This window comes from Streptomyces sp. NPDC060209 (assembly GCF_042728155.1).
Taxonomy (GTDB): domain Bacteria; phylum Actinomycetota; class Actinomycetes; order Streptomycetales; family Streptomycetaceae; genus Streptomyces.
Window position 1 is genome coordinate 25859 of sequence record NZ_JBHWZS010000038.1, and the last position, 16998, is coordinate 42856.

At 69.0% G+C, this 16998-nt stretch carries 13 protein-coding genes and 3 pseudogenes; 10 read left to right on the forward strand and 6 right to left on the reverse strand.

What is annotated here, in order from left to right:
* Positions 1–117: 117 nt before the first annotated feature.
* Both ACFWFI_RS10685 and ACFWFI_RS10690 read left to right on the forward strand, forming a co-directional pair.
* A complete protein-coding gene (locus ACFWFI_RS10685) occupies positions 118–1692 on the forward strand; it encodes a hypothetical protein (protein WP_387387785.1) in 1575 nt (524 codons plus the stop codon).
* Positions 1693–1842: 150 nt separating this feature from the next.
* A pseudogene (locus ACFWFI_RS10690) lies at positions 1843–2140 on the forward strand (hypothetical protein); the annotation flags it as partial.
* Positions 2141–2292: 152 nt separating this feature from the next.
* On the opposite strand, the gene ACFWFI_RS10695 reads toward ACFWFI_RS10690, so the two are convergent.
* Positions 2293–3849 (reverse strand): RICIN domain-containing protein, encoded by a 1557-nt coding sequence (locus tag ACFWFI_RS10695; RefSeq protein ID WP_387387787.1) that lies wholly within the window; start codon positions 3847–3849, stop codon positions 2293–2295.
* A 489-nt stretch (positions 3850–4338) separates the two neighbouring features.
* Here ACFWFI_RS10695 and ACFWFI_RS10700 point away from each other — a divergent pair, with 489 nt between their 5' ends.
* From ACFWFI_RS10700 to ACFWFI_RS10710, 3 genes and pseudogenes are all read left to right on the forward strand, one after another.
* Positions 4339–4842, forward strand: a complete 504-nt coding sequence (locus ACFWFI_RS10700) for a GNAT family N-acetyltransferase (protein WP_387387789.1) — start codon at positions 4339–4341, stop codon at positions 4840–4842.
* 270 nt (positions 4843–5112) lie between these two features.
* A pseudogene (locus ACFWFI_RS10705) lies at positions 5113–5286 on the forward strand (transposase); the annotation flags it as partial.
* 139 nt (positions 5287–5425) lie between these two features.
* Positions 5426–5662, forward strand: a complete 237-nt coding sequence (locus tag ACFWFI_RS10710; RefSeq protein ID WP_387387790.1) for a transposase — start codon at positions 5426–5428, stop codon at positions 5660–5662.
* 453 nt (positions 5663–6115) lie between these two features.
* On the opposite strand, the gene ACFWFI_RS10715 is transcribed toward ACFWFI_RS10710, so the two are convergent.
* Positions 6116–7234 (reverse strand): fatty acid desaturase family protein, encoded by a 1119-nt coding sequence (locus ACFWFI_RS10715; RefSeq protein ID WP_387387792.1) that lies wholly within the window; start codon positions 7232–7234, stop codon positions 6116–6118.
* A gap of 7 nt (positions 7235–7241) precedes the next feature.
* Complete coding sequence (locus tag ACFWFI_RS10720; RefSeq protein ID WP_387387806.1) at positions 7242–8252, reverse strand: ferredoxin reductase; 1011 nt, start codon at positions 8250–8252, stop codon at positions 7242–7244.
* A 132-nt stretch (positions 8253–8384) separates the two neighbouring features.
* Between ACFWFI_RS10720 and ACFWFI_RS10725 the strand changes: the two genes are divergently transcribed.
* Together ACFWFI_RS10725 and ACFWFI_RS10730 are read left to right on the forward strand one after the other, a co-directional pair.
* Positions 8385–9524, forward strand: coding sequence for a helix-turn-helix domain-containing protein (locus tag ACFWFI_RS10725; RefSeq protein ID WP_387387794.1), 1140 nt, complete (start codon positions 8385–8387; stop codon positions 9522–9524).
* Positions 9525–9797: 273 nt separating this feature from the next.
* Positions 9798–10136 (forward strand): thioredoxin family protein, encoded by a 339-nt coding sequence (locus tag ACFWFI_RS10730; RefSeq protein WP_387387796.1) that lies wholly within the window; start codon positions 9798–9800, stop codon positions 10134–10136.
* Between the two features lie 727 nt (positions 10137–10863).
* Here ACFWFI_RS10730 and ACFWFI_RS10735 read toward each other — a convergent pair.
* On the reverse strand, positions 10864–11712 hold the full coding sequence (locus tag ACFWFI_RS10735; protein WP_387387797.1) for an SDR family oxidoreductase: 849 nt from the start codon (positions 11710–11712) through the stop codon (positions 10864–10866).
* Between the two features lie 554 nt (positions 11713–12266).
* Positions 12267–12647 (reverse strand): MerR family transcriptional regulator, encoded by a 381-nt coding sequence (locus ACFWFI_RS10740; RefSeq protein WP_387387798.1) that lies wholly within the window; start codon positions 12645–12647, stop codon positions 12267–12269.
* Between the two features lie 192 nt (positions 12648–12839).
* Between ACFWFI_RS10740 and ACFWFI_RS10745 the strand changes: the two are divergent.
* Together ACFWFI_RS10745 and ACFWFI_RS10750 are read left to right on the forward strand one after the other, a co-directional pair.
* Positions 12840–13726 (forward strand): annotated as a pseudogene (locus ACFWFI_RS10745) (amidohydrolase family protein).
* A gap of 15 nt (positions 13727–13741) precedes the next feature.
* Positions 13742–14680 carry an alpha/beta hydrolase family protein gene (locus ACFWFI_RS10750; protein WP_387387799.1) on the forward strand — a complete coding sequence of 313 codons (939 nt, stop codon included), beginning with the start codon at positions 13742–13744 and terminating at the stop codon, positions 14678–14680.
* A 213-nt stretch (positions 14681–14893) separates the two neighbouring features.
* Here the strand turns inward: ACFWFI_RS10750 and ACFWFI_RS10755 are convergent, their stop codons facing one another.
* A complete protein-coding gene (locus tag ACFWFI_RS10755) occupies positions 14894–15481 on the reverse strand; it encodes a TetR/AcrR family transcriptional regulator (protein ID WP_387387800.1) in 588 nt (195 codons plus the stop codon).
* A 111-nt stretch (positions 15482–15592) separates the two neighbouring features.
* Between ACFWFI_RS10755 and ACFWFI_RS10760 the strand changes: the two genes are divergently transcribed.
* Positions 15593–16603, forward strand: a complete 1011-nt coding sequence (locus ACFWFI_RS10760) for an NADP-dependent oxidoreductase (protein WP_387387807.1) — start codon at positions 15593–15595, stop codon at positions 16601–16603.
* The last annotated feature ends 395 nt before the right edge of the window (positions 16604–16998 follow it).

A 16998-nucleotide genomic window follows, 5' to 3' on the forward strand; every position in this document is an offset into this window, starting at 1 on the left:
TGGATGCACCACAACGCGTCCCGCCGCGTCCGTGAGGAATTTCCCCGCTGCTCCCCTTCTGTTAGCCAGGCCTGGCTACCTTCGCCTCGCCGGGTCCGGCACAGGAGAGGTACATCCATGAGCACCCCGATCCACCGCACCTCGACACGACGGTCCGCAGCTGTCCTGGCCTCGGCCCGGCAGCGTCGGGAAGGGAGTCGGACCGGGAGTACGTCCGTACGCTCGACGGAGCACGCCTTCCTCGAGATGCAGTCCCGCGTCGGCAACCGGGCCGCGACCGCGGCGGTGCAGCGCGCCCGCGAAACTGCGAGAGGGAAGGCGGCGGAGAACGGCGACGCGTCCGCCGGAACGAAGAAGAACTATCGCGACCGGATCGCCGGGCTTCTCGACAGGTTCAAGAAGAATCTCGATCCTATCGACACCTTCATCAAGGGCTTCCAAACCCCCACCAACGCGGCCTTCACCCAGCAAGCCGCCGCTGCGGCCAACGAGGGCCTCAAGCACTCTGCCGCTGCCTCGGGTACCTCCGCAGCGTCGGGGAACGTCCTCACGGAGGCCACCGGCACCGTGGTCAGTGGCATGGACGCGTACAAGAACATGAAGGTCGCCGAGAAGCATCAGACCGGGGCCGGCCACCACACGGCGAAGAAGAAGGCCAAGACCAAGGGGGCCGACGCGGTCGTCGGCGCCGCCAGTTCGGGAAGCTACAGCGCTGCCATCGCCAAGGAGGTGACCAAGATTCAGAAGGCGGCGGACGCCGCGGTGGCGTCCGAGGCAAGCGGTATTGCCAGCGCGTCCATCGGCGCGATCAAGAGCATGCGGTCCGTCGTCCGCGTCGGGGGAGCGGCCCGCAAGTACAAGCAGGTCAAGAAGCTGGGTGATCCCCACCTCGTCCACGCGGGGTCACTGGCCCGACTGAACGAGTCGCGGGAGCAGGCCAGCTGGGCCGCCGCGGAGGCTTACGTCGCACTGGACGCCTACTGGAAGCATGAGGGCCAGGGACGGCTGGAGCTCGTTTCCGAGGCCATCGACGCCGCCTGGGAGGCGATGGGTGAAGCCCGTGACGCCGCCGAGAGCCTCCAGCGCGCCGAAAAGGACGTGGAAAAGCTGAGCATGGTGCAGGGGTACGCGAAGAAGAAGCAGCTCACCAAGATCGGCAAGGAGACGATCGGGGCCGGGGGCGAGTCCACCAAGGCCGCGGCCGGCGTCGTGACGGCGGTCGCGGCGGGAACAGCGGGGCTGGCGAGCAACCCGGTCGGATGGGGCCTCGCCGGGGCCGGGGCCGGACTCGTCCTCGGCGTCACCATGTACAAGGCGCTCCGCGCCGCCACGAAGCGCTATGAAGAGGTCCACCACCCCGAGCGCTGGGCGCCGGAGGGCGAGACCCCGGCGGAGGCCGCGTCCCGCAAGGAGTCGCTGAAGCACGCTCTGAAGTTCTGGAAGAAGGTGTCGAAGGGCGAACGCCAGGCCATGGCGCGCGAGATCTACGCCTTGGCGGCGGGTTCCGACATCTCCGGGAGCGGCAACACGACGGCCGAGATGCGGGAGTCCGCCAGGGCCCTGCTCATCGCTCTCAAATCCGGCCCCGCCAAGCACAAGCTGGAGCCGGAAGCGTGGGTTGAGACCCTCAATGACCCGGCTAAGACAGCTGATTGGATTAAGGAGATAGCGGAGCAGCTGGCCTCGGGGTGACCCGGAGGCACTACCGCTGTGGCGAGGCCCAGCGGGCGCTGGGGCGGCGTCGGGCGCCCTACGCGCCCATCCTGCGAGAGACCGGCGGCAGGGGCCGTGACCCTTCCGGGGATTTCGCGGACAGCAGCCCGCGCTGCTCGGCAAGCTGACAACCACAACGGAGCCGTCGGACCGCTCGGCTCCTGCCAAGGCAATGCCACGGCCGGCGGCCACAACTGGAACGTCTACGTGGGCACCACCGGGTCGAACGAGGTGTTCTCGTTCCCTCCGGACCACCGACTCCACCTCCGGCACCGTGGGCGTGAACGCGGTCCTCCACTGGATCGCCCACACCAAGGGCTGGATGTCCGGCAGCGAGACCATCGGCGACGTCCAGTTCGGCTACGAGATCAGCTCCTCGCCCGGCGGCCGGACCCGACAGCGGGGCCGGGGACCGCTGCCGCGGTGAGCCTGTCCCACAGCGGACCCCGGTAGCCGTCGCCCGTGCTGCTGCCCTCGCCCCAGGTGATCGAGTCGCCCAGCAGCAGGACACGCAGGGGGTACCGGAGCCGACGGCGGGCGGCAGCAGTCCCTGGCCCGGTTCACGGGTGGTCATGTCCCTCACCATCCCGTCGGCAGGCTGCTGAGGAACGGGGCAAGCCGGTCGGCGATCACTCGGTCGTCGTGAGCCGAGGTGTGCCGGTCACATCCGAGGAAGTCCAGGCCCGACTGATCGAGGAACCAGTAGTGGACCCCGCTGTCACCGGCGTCGTTGCGCGCCTCGACCACCTGCCGCACGTGCTCGGCGTTTCCGTCGAAGCCGACGGCCACGAGGGTGGTGCCGGCACCGTAGCGCGTCCGCAGTTTCCGGAGGAACTCGCCGTAGGCGGTGCGGTAGGCGGCCGCGAGCCTGTCGGGCGTCCACGGTTCACCGGGGGTGAGGTCGGAGAAGTCGTTGGCGCCGAGGTTGACCACCACGATCTGGGGGCGCCACGTCCCCGGGTTCTGCCAGACGTCGCCGTCCACGTTCAGCAGGGCGCGGTCGTAGTAGGTCCGGTACGTGACGTCCGGAACGATGCCGGCGACGTTGCGCACCATGCCGAGGCCGGAGAAGCCGTTGATCTGGTAATCGGCGTCCAGCTGCTGGGCGGTGAGGGCGCTGTAGCTCACGTCGGTGTTGGTGTTCCGCTTGACCTGCTCCGGATTGCAGTCGCGGGTTCCCGAGACATTGCCGTAGCCCACCGTGAGGGAGTCCCCGATGAACTCGATCTGGCGGTCCCGGGGCGCCGGCCTGCTCAGTACGGCGCCCCCGGGCGCGGCGACGAAGCCTCCGAACGTGCTGGTGTCCCCCGGGGTCTCGTTGCGTTTGACGACCCGGACCGTGTGCTCGCCGTCCCGCAGGCCGTTGATCCAGTGCGTGGTGTCGCCGGGTGTGACCAGGGTGGCGACGGTGGCCCCGTCGACCTGGACGTCGTAGTCGGCGGCCGCGCAGTCGAGTACCACCCCGAGGCCGGTCCCGCGGAAGCGACCCTCGAAGTACACCCCGGGCCAGCTGAACTGCATCGTCTCCCCCAGGTCCTTGACCCGCCCTGCCGTGTGCACCTGCTCCGAGACACTCTTCACGGGGACCAGTTGCCACTGCTGGTTGGCGCCGCCCCAGTCGGTGAACTGCACAACCTTGGCACCGTCCGTGGTGGCAGCGTTCCGGACCTCGACGGCCTTGCCGCTGCTTCGGTTGATCAGACGGACATAACCGTCCGCCGAGTCCTCCAGCCGGAACTGCTGGTTCGAGCCGTTGGTGTCGCCCCACTGCACGATGTCCGCGTTGTCGGCGCCGGACCAACCGTGGACGTCGAGCACCTTGCCCGAGTGCTGGGCCTTCAGTCGGTAGTAGCCGTCGCCCGAGTCGACGAACTGGAACCGCTGATGGGCACCGCCGTTGCGGGTCCACTGCTGAACATCGGTTCCTTCAGCAGTACTTGCGCCGGATATGTCCAGCACCTTGCCACTGCCCTGGTTGATCAGCTCGTACCACGAGCCCGCGTCCACCGTGGCCGCTTGCGCGGTCCCGGTCGCGCCCAGCCCTGTCGGCGGCTCCGCCGACAGGGTCGTCACCGCGGCCAGCGCCGCCGGGCGCCTCCCGCGCCCCGGCTTCGGGCTCCTGTCTATGAACGTCATCTGCGTGCCATCTCTCCGGCCCCTGTGGCGCATCGGTGGGTCACGGCTGAACGTCCGACATTCCACCCCTGAATGTCAACCAATTTGATGCGGGCGAATACTGCAACCGTCGAATACCAACACTTCGCCAGTGGACGTCCCTGGCCCCGGCCGGCCGGTGGCGGCACCCCGTACGACTCCTCCACGCCCGCCCCGACCTCCCACCCGCCGAGGCCCCGCTGCATGGCTACGACATCTGAGCGCGCAGTTCCACCGACCTGACCGACTTCCAAGCCACACGAGAGACCCGAATCTGACCGAACCCGGCGGTGCCGCCGGTACGGCCGAAAGATCTGAGAAGCCGTTGCCATACCGATCATGGAGTCTGCCGATCGAACGGGAGTCTCGATCGGGTGATCGCGGGCCCTGCCCGGCATGAGAGCAGGGCCTGGCGGTATACGGGGAAAATCCAGGGGAGCGGACGGCCGCGCGCTGCTACGGTCGGGCGCCATGAGCTGGCTTCCCGATGACTTCGTCCACCCCGTCCTGGTACCGCTGCCGGGCGGTGGCCATCACCTGCGGCCGATCCGGGAGACGGACACCCCGCTCGATTATCCGGCTGTGATGGGTTCGCGCGAGCGGCTGTGGACCATCTTCGGCCCGGCCTGGGGCTGGCCCGCGGCCAGCATGACCTACGAGGCCGACCGGGCCGACCTGTTGCGGCACGAGAAGGAGATCGCCGCACACCAGTCCTTCAACTACGCGCTGTTCGACGCGGCGGAGACAGCTCTGCTCGGCTGTGTCTACATCGACCCACCGGAGAGGGCCGGCGCGGACGGCGAGATCTCCTGGTGGGTGGTGGACGAGCTGGTGGGCAGCAACGTCGAGCAGGACCTCGACGCGCTGGTGCCGCAGTGGATCGCCGCCGACTGGCCGTTCGAGCAGCCGCGCTTCCTCGGCCGCGAGATCTCCTGGTCGGACTGGCTCGCCCTGCCGGAGCATCCCGACACGTAAGTGGTTGTTGCCCGTACCGATCTCGAAGGCTGTCGATCGAACGGGAGTCTCGATCGGGTGACTGCGGCGGTTTCCGCGCGTGAAAGCAGGGCCTCCAGGTAGCTCGGGGGTGCGATCCCATTCCGAGTGGTTCCCGGAGGCCCTGTTGTCCTTGTTGTACGTTCCCGGGGCATGTTGACTTCAACTCGCCCGCCATGTCGCGCGATTGCCTCGCGCACGTGTACGGCCACGCGGCCGACCATCGACCGGGTGCGCCGGTATCCGTCGGAAATGACGGACGCGGAGTGGGCGGCCGTCCGGCCGTTGCTGCCGGTGCCGGCCTGGTTCCAGGGGCGGGGTGGACGGCCCGAGGGCTACTGCCACCGGCAGCTGTTGGACGCGATCCGCTACCTGGTCGCGGGCGGGATCTCGTGGCGGGCCATGCCCTCGGACTTCCCCGCATGGGCCCGGTTCTACGCATTCTTCCGCCGCTGGCGCGAGCACGGGCTGATCGCCGAGTTCCACGACCGGCTGCGCGGGACGGTCCGTGAGCGCGAGGGCCGTGAGGCCGAGCCCACAGCGGGGATCATCGACGCGACAGTCGGTGCGGGCCGCCACGACGGTGCCGGCCGCCTCATGCGGCTACGACGGCGGAAAGAAGGCGCCGGGCCGCAAGCGGCACATCGTGACCGACACCCTCGGCCTGCGCCTGGCCGTCGCGGTCACGGCTGCGAACATCGGCGACCGGGACGCCGCGGCGGGCCTGCTGATGCGGCTGCGCCGTCTGTTCGCGTCAAGGCCCAGCTCCACCGCGATCTCCTTGGCCCGAAGCGGTACGTGACCCGTGGATCGCTGCCGTTCCAGCACGCCCAGAATGCGCTGACAGTCCGGCGCCAGAACCGTCACCGACAGCCCTTCCCGCCAGGGCGGCACCGTCGAGCCCGGCACCGGCGCGAGCGACAGCACCGCCCGGCGGTGGTCTCGGCAGCCGAGGCTGCCAGGGCCTCGACCAGCTCTTCCCGCGCGATCACCCGCCGGTCCAGCTCGATCTAGGCGCCCCCCAACACCTCAGCCAACCGGGCGACTTCCTCCCTTAGCCCTTCCACCCGCGCACACGGGCCGCTGTCTCCTGCTCCTCCAGCATTCCCAGCACCGACGCCATCGCGCACCCCTCGCTCACGGAGCGGAAACAAGACGCCGGATGTCTCTCTCATTCCGAGCCACACCATGCCTGACCAGCAGAATCAACGGATCACGTTCGGTTGAGATACGGCTTGTGAACCAATACCGGGAATCAGGCCGCGACGAGCTCCTGCTCGCGGTCCGGCGTCTTGACCTTGGGCTTCCTGTTCGGCAGCGAGAGCCGGAAGACCTTGTGCCACGCGGAGAACACCTGCTTGGGCAGCGGCCCGGTGACGTACTCCAGCTCGTACTTCTCGAAGAGCGCGCGCACCTTCACCGCGACCTCGGCGTACCGGTTGCTCGGCAGGTCCGGGAACAGGTGGTGCTCGATCTGGTGCGACAGGTTGCCGGTCATGAAGTGCATGGCCCTGCTGCCGCTGATGTTCGCCGAGCCCATCATCTGGCGCAGGTACCACTGGCCGCGCGTCTCGCCCTTGATCGACCGGCGCTCGAAGACCTGCACGCCCTCGGGGAAGTGCCCGCACATGATCACCGAGTGGGTCCAGAGGTTGCGGACCAGGTTCGCGGTGAACGTGGCGGCGAGCGTGGTGAGGAACGACGGGCCCGACAGCAGCGGGTGGATCACGTAGTCCTTGAGCACCTGCTTGCGGATCTTGCGACCCACGGCCTTGACCCGCGCGCGGAACTCCGGGGCCTTGCGGCGGCGCTTGTGCAGGTTCTTGCCGAGCTCCAGGTCGTACGCCGCGATGCCGTACTCGAAGAAGCAGGCGTTGAGGAAGTTCCACAGCGGCTGGCCGAGGTGGAACGGGTGCCACCTCTGGTCCTCGTCGACGCGCATGATGCCGTAGCCGAGGTCGTTGTCCTTGCCGATCACGTTGGTGTACGTGTGGTGCAGCTCGTTGTGCGAGTGCTTCCACTGCTCGGACGGCGAGACGTGATCCCACTCCCAGGTGGTGGAGTGGATCTTCGGGTCCCGCATCCAGTCCCACTGGCCGTGCAGGATGTTGTGGCCGATCTCCATGTTGTCCATGATCTTCGCCACGGACAGGCCGGCGGTGCCGATCAGCCACGCGGGCGGGAAGATCGAGAACAGCAGCACGCCCCTGCTGACCAGCTCGAGCTTGCGCTGCACCGAGATGACCTTCCGGATGTAGGCGGCGTCCTTCTCGCCACGGTCGGCGATCACCTCGTCGCGGATCGCGTCCAGCTCGCGGCCGAGCTCCTCGATCTGCTCCGCGGTCAGGTGGGCGGTGGGGTCGATGGCGGTCAAGGTGCTCCTACCGTTCGATGTCGCAGGGGCCCGCCGCGGCGGACACACAGGTCTGGATGAGGACGCCCGGCTCGGCCTCGGTGATCTCGCCGGTACGCAGGTCGCGGACGGCGCCCGTCTTGAGCGGCGTGACGCAGCCGAAGCAGATGCCCATGCGGCACCCGGAGGGCATGAGCACGCCGGCCTCCTCGCCGATGTCCAGCAGCGGCGTGGCGCCGTCCGCGTCGACGGTCTTGCCGGTGGCGCTGAACGTGACCTCGCCGCCGTCGCCGGTGACGACGATGCCGGGGCGGAAGCGTTCGGTGTGCAGGCGCTCCTGTACGCCGTGCTCGGTCCAGTGCTCTTCGGCGGCGTCGAGCAGGCCCGCGGGGCCGCAGGCCCAGGTCTCGCGCTCGGCCCAGTCGGGCACGAGTTCGTCGAGACGGGCGATGTCGAGCGTGCCATCCGCGTCGGTGTGCACCTCGGTGAGCCGCAGTTTCCTGTCCGCGACCAGGTCGTGCAGTTCGTTGCGGAAGATCACGTCCTGCGGCTGTGGCGCGCAGTGGACCATGACGACGTCGTCGAACTCGGTGTCGCGCAGCATGCCCATCACGGGCGTGATGCCGCTGCCGGCCGTCAGGTAGAGCACCTTGGCGGGCTTGGCCCGCGGCAGCACGAAGTCGCCGGTGGGCTGGTCCAGCTGGATCAGCGTGCCCGGTTTGGCCCTGCGGACCAGGTGGTTGCTGACCTTGCCGTCCGGGATCGCTTTCACGGTGATCGTGACGCGGCCGTCCTGGCGGCTTGTCGGCGAGGTGATGGAGTAGGCACGCCACAGGCGCACCCCGTCGACGTCGACCCCGATCCGCAGGTACTGACCGGCTGTGTGGCCGCGCCAGCCCCGTCCCGGTCTGATCACGATGGTCGCGGCGTCACCCGTCTCGGGGCGCACGGCCTCGATGCGCCCACGCAGGTCGGCGCCCGCACGCAGCGGGCTGACCAGGTCGAGATAGTCCGACGGCAGCAGCGGCGTCGTGACCATCTCCAGCAGTTTCCACGCCCTGCTGCGAAGGGCTGTACTCGTCATGACTCCAGCTTGCTGCGCCTCAGGGCGTAAAGTCCTGACCGTAGGACGTAAATCTGTTCGGCTGAATTGTTCGCAGGGAACAAAAACGTGAGCCATGCAATTCAGAGGGCCAGCGAACTGGCTCTGGATGAGACGACGGTCACCGCACTTCGGGCCGCGCTGAGGAGCACCGCCGACGAGGTCGTCCAGGCGATCATCGACGAGGTCCCTCCCTACGCCAACGCCCTTTCGGGCCGCATGGGCGGCACCATCCGCCGAGCCGTCCGCACCGCCCTGGGGCACTACCTGGACCTCGCGAGCGGGAACGCCACAGGCGGCGACGCCGGTGACGCGGCCTACGAGCTGGGCCGCGGCGAGGCGCGCGACGGCCGTTCGATGGACGCCCTGCTCAGCGCCTACCGCGTCGGCGCCCGCGTGGCCTGGCGATGCCTGGCAGCGGGTGCCGTACCCGCGGGTCTGCCCGCCGCCGAGGTCGCCAAGTTCGCCGAGCTGACCTTCGCCTACATCGACGAGCTCTCCGCCGCGAGCGCCGCGGGCCACGCCGACGAACTGGCCGCCCATGGCAGGGCCCACGAGCGCCACCTGGAACACCTGGCCCGCGACCTCCTCGCCGACGCGAGCCCGGACGTGCTGCTGGCCTCTGTTCAACGAGCCGGGTGGCAGCCTCCGGTTGCACTGACCGCGGTCCTGCTGCCCGCCGACCAGACCCGGCCCGCCTACCGCGCGCTCGACCCGAGCACCCTGGTCCTCGACGATCTGCCGGACGCCACCGGTGTGCTGCTCGTCCCCGATGCCGACCGATCACGTCTCTTGCGGCAGCTGACCGACCGTACCGCCGTGGTCGGCCCGGCCCGGCCATGGGCTCGTGCGTCCGCCTCGTACGCACGAGCCGTACGCGCGCGCTCCCTCTCCTCCGATATTCGCGACACCGAGGACCACCTGCCCGAGCTGGTGCTGAGCGCCGACGCGGAAGCGTTCGCAGACCTGCGTGCCCGAGCCCTCGCACCGTTGCGGACCTTGCCTGTCGCGACCGCCCGGCGGCTGGAGGAGACGTTGCGGGCGTGGCTGCTGCACCAGGGCAGGCGGGACGAGGTGGCGGCGGCGTTGTTCGTCCATCCCCAGACAGTCCGGTACCGGATGTCGCAGCTGCGGGAGCTGTTCCCGGATCTCGCATCGCCACAACGGGTCCTTGAACTGACGCTGGCGGTCGGTCCTCGGGTCAGCTGACGCGTACTTCGACCGTCCAAGGGCGCTGTCCTGGCACGAGCTGGCCTACGGGCACGCGGCGGGCCGCAGCTGGGTGACCGGCGGGGCGACCAGGCCGGGGCACCAGGGGCTAGGGGCGGGGGCCGGGCCGCTCGCACCGGGGACCACCGTGGTTCTGCGACGGCTCCGTGCCTCCCTTCCGACAGGTCAACCGGACGACCACCCGGGCCGGCCCGGCACACCGCCCGAGGGATGATGGGGATGGAATGACGGAACGAGAGGGTCAGGAGACTCATGGCGAAGCGGGTTCACCGACCCCGTGAGGACGCGGAGTTCAATTTCATCCTCGGGATGAGCGGAGTTCCGGTCCTCGCATACTTCACCGGGACATGGCCCAAGGCAATCGAGCCCTGCCGGGTGATGGACCTCGTCGTGGGTGGCATCGCCGACGACTACGCGGGCCGCCTGACGGCCGTCCGCGCCGACATCACGCGTTGTCCGGCCGCAACCGAGCGATACGGGATCACCGGAGCCCCGTCCTACGTCCTGCTGAAGGAGGGAGAGGCGGTGGCGCACGGCACGGGGCCCTTGACCATCACCGAGCTACGGACGTTCCTGGACGGCCACCTCTGAGCGGCCGCTGCGGCACGTGGCCGCGACGCCCGTCACGTCTCGTCCACGGAAGCTGCGCCGCCTGTGCCCCCTTGGGGCTGAGACACCCCCACAGTTCACATCACGCAGTCGATCGCGGTCGCGTCCGGCAGCCGCCCGGCTGCGGCCACGATCTCGGGGAGGGCCGGCCCCATCGTGGTGCCCCGGCTGAGCGCAGCACCACGGTGCCGGCCTCGACGGACAACGCCCCCTGGCAGTCCAACACTGCCCCGTGCAGGCGCCTTGGCCGGGGCAGAGAGGCCGAGCTCGCGATGGACAACGGACAACACAAAACCCTGTCGACAAATTGGGCTCAATGGTCATGCCGCCCGGCACTGCTCCGGGGTGTGGGAGGTCTCGCGGGCTTGCGCGAGCATCGGCTCGACCGGCGGGCGCAGGACCACCGGTCAGGCTTCCGGATGGGCCTTGGTCCGCAACGACTACGCCGCACCGGTGCAGTCGGAGAGGAAGGGCGGGAAGCGGTGCCCTTGCAAGTCCGTGCTCCAGTGATGCCCTCCCCCGCAGTCACACTCATAGATCCCGCTGTCCGGGACGATCTCGCCCGGATGCCACGTGGTTCTGTCCTCGCTCGCGTTCCCTGTGTACGACGATCCTCAGCCGTGCACGACCTTGGTCCGCAGTGTCTGGCGAGCCTCCTATCGCGCGCGCCCTTCAGCCGCATGGATGCCATGGCCTGCGGAGCGGGGCCTCACAGTCGGCCGTCCTGCCGGACGGCGGGGTGCTCCAGGAACTGCCGGACGCCGCGCAGTGTGGTGCGTAGAGCCCGCTGAGTGGCCCGGCTGTCGAGGCGAACGTCGAGTGCGCCGGGCAGCGCACTGTCTGCTCGCAGGCCGGTGGGCAGACGGGAGGCATCAAGCCCGTCCCGCTGGGCGATGAGGAGGCCGAGCTCGTGACGGCTCACAGCGTCACGACCTGCGAGATGGTGGAGGCCGGTCACATCGGCGGCCCCCAGCTCCAGGAGGGCGGCGGCCAGGTCCGTGACGTGCACGGGACAGCGCATGTCATCGGTGAACAGGGCGCCGTCGCGAGTGCCGGCGGCGAGGTCGTGCACGAGCTTTTCGTGTAGCGAACGACCGTGACCGATGATCAGTGATGTCCGGGCGACAACAGCCCTCGGATGCACGGCGAGGACCCCGGTCTCTGCTGCGGCCTTGGCCGCCCCGTACGGGGTGACGGGGTCGGGGAGGCTGGACTCGTCGTAGTGGACTCGCGCGCCGGAGAACACCGCGTCGCTGGACACGTGGACCATGCGGGTGCCGTACCTCGCCGCCACCATCGCAAGCCGGATGGGGCCTTCCGCCGTCGTAGCCCAGTCGGCCGAGCCGCTCGATGCGTTGACGACGAGCTGCGGGCGCACCACGGCCATGACGGTGTCCAGGCTTCCCAGGTCCCGCAGATCAAGCGGATACCACGCAGTTGGGGAGGCGTCACCGGGCTTTGTCGCGTAGGTCGCGAAGGTGGTGTGCCCTGCTGTTCTCGCCTGACGGACCAGCTCGGTCCCGAGGAACCCGCTGCCGCCGACGATCAGAACTTTCATTGCGCCACGGTAGACCGGCTACGCGGGCGAAGGCGGTTCACTCCGGAATTCGGCTGACCGCCTTCGTCGTCAGCGTGCCGGGCGAGACTGCCAGACGTAGCGGATGTCCGGTTCGCGCTCATCGTTGCGTCGACCGTCCGTTTCAGCTCCCCGCCATTGAGCACCATGAGGCAGCTCGGCGACCGCTACCAAGATGCGGATGGTCTCGGGCCAGCCCGGCTCGCCTGCCGGGGCGAGGACGAGCCGATGCTTCGGATCGGGCAGCGGCAGCACTCCGCCGAGGCAGCCCCGCAACGTCAGGAGCCGGCCCGTCGAGTTCGATGCCCCAGGAGCGGTAGCGGTGCAGACGCACGCTCCGGACCAGCGACTTCAGCTCGCTCAGCTCCGCCTCGCTCGCCCGGTGGCCGCGCGCCAGGTGGTCGGAGAGGACGCCCACGGCCAGCGTGAGCCAGGGCAGCTGCTGGATCATGGCTCTCCCGTCGTCGCGGGGTCCACCCGTGCGCCGTCCACGCTCACCGTGAACATCAGGTTGTCCGGCAGGGGCCGATGCAGCTCTATGCTTGCCCGTTCCGCTGGCACGGGGTACCGGTGTGCATGTTGGACGAGGCTCCGTCGATGACGGAGCTGAGTCGGTCGCGGGCTTGGGCGAGGTCTGCGATGCGCTGGTCGAGGTGCTTGCGTTCCGCGGCCAGGCGCTGAAGGAGCTCGGGGGTGGCCTTGCCGTCGATGACGCAGGACGTCAGCTCGGCGATGGCCTTGCTGCTCAGTCCGGCGGCGTACAGCTGGCGGATGAGGCGGATCCGGTCGACGGCGCTGTCCGCGTACTGGCGCTGGCCGCCGCTGCTGCGCTCCGAGGTGAGCAGGTTCTGTTCTTCGTAGTAGCGCAGAGCCCGGGTGGTGACGCCTGTACGACGGGCGAGCTCACCGATCCGCATCCCTGCCCCCTTCCCTCGCTCATGTGGCGTGCGTCACACACGCTTGCCTTTCACGTCAACGTCAAGTTTTACCGTAGCTCATGTGCCCGATAGCGCAGAAATAGGTAACTGAAGCGACTTATCAGCCGATTTGATTCCGTTAGGGAGCTTTCCATGAATGAGAGCGCTGCAACGGTCCGGCGTGGCGTCGACATGGAGGTCCTGCCGATCACGACGCCGGGAACCCAGCCCCTGCCGCCGCAACTCGCCGTGCCCCTCGCCCGGGAGGCCAACGATGTGCTTGCTGACGCGGTGCGCCGCCACCCTGACCGCTTCGCGGCCTTCGCCACGCTACTGGTGTCCGATCCGCAGGCCGCCGCTGGAGTACTGGAGCGAGCCGTCACCGGCCTGGGGCACGTCGGCGCCATGTTCTTCCCCCGGACCGGCGAGACGTTCCTGGATCACGTCGGTTTGCGCCCCGTGTTCGAGGCAGCCGCTCACCTCAACGTGCCGCTGTACATCCACCCGGCCATGCCGTCCAAGAAGCTCGTGGACGCCGCCCACAGCGGTTTCGACGAGACGACGGGCCGGCTGCTGTCCACCCGAGGGTGGAGATGGCACTCGGAGGCCGGTCCGGCGACTCTGCGGCTGATCCTCGCTGGAACTCTGGATCGCACCCGGACCTACAGATCATCCTCGGGCACTGGGGCGAGATGCTGGTGCCCTTCGCCGACCGCGCCGATCTGCCCAGCACCGCAGCCCCGCACCTGCAGCGCCGCGCCCTGGACTACATCACCGGCAACCTGGCCGTCACCGCCGGCGGCCTCTACAACCACCGCATGCTCAGCGCAGCCGTGGACGTACTGGGCCCCGACCGGGTCATGTTCGGTGCGGATTCCCCCTACGGCGCCGCCACCGCCGCCGGTGGCCAGGACGACCGCGGCCTCGGTGGCGTCGACTCCCGCGGCACGTACGGCAGTGCGGGTGGCGCCCGCACCTTTGCCAACGACGCCCCTCTCACCGAACCGGACCGGGACAAGCTCGGCCACCTCGACGCCGGGCGCATTCTCGGCCTCACCCGACGAACCACGTCCCACTGAAAGGCAGACTCACGCATGACCACGCATCCCACGACCGGCCTCACCGGTCCCGCCCTCACCACCACCGTGTCCGTCAAGCCGCTCGTGCTGAGCGCTCCGCAGCGCGGTGAGGACCTTCACGTCCGCATCACCGCCCCCACCACCGGCACCAGCTTGCCCGTCGTGCTCTTCGCCCACGGCTTCGGCTCCAGCCTGGACAGCTACGCGCCCCTGGTCGACCACTGGGCATCCGGCGGCTTCGTCGTCATCCAGGCCACCCACCTGGACTCCAAGCGGCTCGCCCTGGCCGCCGATGACCCCCGCCGGCCCCAGATGTGGCGCTACCGCGTACAGGACATGCGGCGCATCCTCGACGAGCTCCCCACCCTGGAGGCCGCCGTGCCGGGCTTGTCCGGCCGCATGGACCACGGCCCCATCGTCGCGGCCGGGCACTCCTTCGGCGGCCAGACCGCCGGCATCCTGGTGGGCCTGCGCGTCACCGACCCACATACCGGCATCGCCGAGGACCTCTCCGACGACCGGGTCATGGCCAGCATCCAGCTGGCCACCGCAGGCAAGGGCGGAGACGAACTGACCCCCTTCGCCCACGACAACCTCCCCTGGCTACGCGACCAGGACTTCTCCCGCATCACCGCCCCCGGCCTCGTCGTCGCCGGAGACAAGGACGACCTCCCGCTCTCCACCCGGGGCCCGGCGTGGACGACCGACCCCTACACCCTCAGCCACGCCGACAAGAGCCTGCTGACCGTCCATGGCGGCGAGCACTTCCTTGGCGGCATCTCCGGCTACCAGGCAGCGGAGACCACCGATGAGGACCCCGACCGCGTCGCCCTCGTCCAGCACGTCACCCTCGCGTACCTGCGCCATATCACCGGGATCGACCACGCCGACTGGAAGAACGTCCAGATGGTCCTCACGGACGGTCATCCGCTGGGACACCTCGAATCCAAGTGACCCTGACGCCCACAGGCGGGCGTTCGGGGACCCTGATGCTGACCGGAATACGTCTCCATCCGGTGTACCAGCCGGCCATGATCATTCCCGGCGCCAATCGCTGTACCGATGTTCCGGTATCGAGGCCCGACAAGTAGGAACACGAGAGGCCCCGCCCGGCCTATCGTCCGACCAGGGGGCAGGACGGAGTCCCGCGTGACGCGACACTCACAGCTACGAACCCAGCGACGACGCTCCCCCATCAAGAGCACCAGCCGGCCTCTTCAAGATCGCACTCGCGACAACATCGAAGAGGTGACCGGCACGCGGGGCCAGCGAAGGCTGATCACCGAGCCACGCGAGCGCCGCCACCAGCGCGAACAGATCGGTGCCATCGATATCGGCCCGCGCCACGCCCGCGGCCTGGGCGCGGCTCAGGAGCCGCGCACCGGCTGCGCGCAGAGTGACACATGAAGCGTGGAGGGCGGACTCGGTGTCCTCGATAGCAGCCGCCATCAGCACTGTCACGCCCCGGTACTCGGTTGTCCACGCGACGCAGTCACGCAGCCACGAAACGAGAGCATCCTCGGGCGAGCCCGACGTCTCAAGCTCACCCGCCCGACCCGCCAGCACATCGAAGCTCGTGCGGAGCAGGGCATCCAGCAGTGCCTCACGCGTCGGGTAGTGACGCAGCAGCGTCGCGAGCCCGACGTCGGCCCTGCGCGCGATGTCGCGCAGTGACACATCGACGCCTTGCTCGGCGATGGCGGCGCCCGCTACTGCGAGCAGGTGGTCGCGGTTCTTCCTGGCGTCGGCCCGCATCTGCCCCTCTTGACTATCTGGATCAGTGGTCCATATATTCGGATCAGTGATCCGTTTATGTGGATCGCTGATCCAGATAAGTCTATCCCGCAGCGCGGGCAGGAGAAAACGATGCCGACACACACGATGAGGGCAGTCCGGCTCCATGAGCACGGCGGCCCTGACGTTCTGCGCTACGACGAGGTGCCGATTCCCGACCCGGGGCCGGGCGAGGTACTCGTTCGCGTTCACGCGGTCGGTATCAACCCCCCGGACTGGTACCTGCGCGACGGGATGTCCAACCTGCCGCCGAAGACGAGGCCGAAGTTCAGCCTGCCCGTGATTCCAGGGACGGATCTGTCGGGCGTCGTCGAGGCAGTCGCTGCGGATGTGGACGGTTTCGCCGTCGGTGATGAGGTCTTCGGCCTCCTTCGCTTCCCCAGCTTCGACGGCAGCACATACGCCGAGTACGTGGCCGCGCCGGCGTCGGACCTCGCGCGCAAGCCGGTCGGCATCGACCACGTGCACGCCGCCGGGGCGCCCATGGCCGGGCTCACCGCGTGGCAGTTCCTGATCGAGGTCGGACATGATCACCCCTCGCCCTTCCAGGAGGCGCGGCATCGCCCGACGGCTCTCAACGCCAACGTGACGGTGCTTATCAACGGCGCAGCGGGCGGCGTGGGGCACTTCGCGCTACAGCTGGCGAAATGGAAGGGTGCACGTGCCATCGCGGTGGCATCGGGCGCGCATGAATCGTTCCTGCGCGAACTCGGCGCCGACGAGTTCATCGACTACACCAAGAGTCGTCCCGAGGAACTCGTGCACGACGTCGACCTCGTTCTCGACACCGTCGGCGGCCCCGACAGCAAACGCTTCCTGCGCACGCTCAAGCGGGGCGGCGCCCTGTTCCCGGTGTTCTTCGGCGAGTACGACGAGGAAGAGACAGCGAGGCTCGGCGTCACGGTCTCGGGCGCCCAGGTCCGCTCGAACGGAGCGCAGCTCGCTGAACTGGGACGCCTGCTCGACACGGGCACGGTCCGCGTCGCGATAGACAGCACGTTTCCGCTCGCGGATGCCCGAGCAGCGCACGAACGCGCCGCCCGAGGACACATCCAGGGCAAGATCGTGCTCACGGTCGCTTAGAAACGAGCCGCCCCTACGCTTCCGGCGCCCGTACGCGGGCCACCGGCGGCCGTCGAGACGCCGATGCCGAGAACTTGGGGCACGTCTGGGCGGCCGGGGCGCCGCAATGCTCGCTGCGGCGAACCGAGCGGATCCGTGGCGTCGGCTCGCTTCGCCGCAGAAGATCTCGCTCAACCGTGGGGCGCCGTGTCCGGTGGTAGGTCCGCAGCTGCGGAGAGGACCGTCCGCCCGCTGAACCCGCCCCGGGCGGGCGGCGACCACCTGCGGGTGCTGGCGGTGCTGAGATTCCCCGGAAGGAAACGGCTGACCCCGGGCGCTCGCCGAAGGCCCGGTCGACGCCTGGGCGGCGAAAAGGTTGGTGTGCAGGGCCGACGGAACCTGGTAACGTCATATTC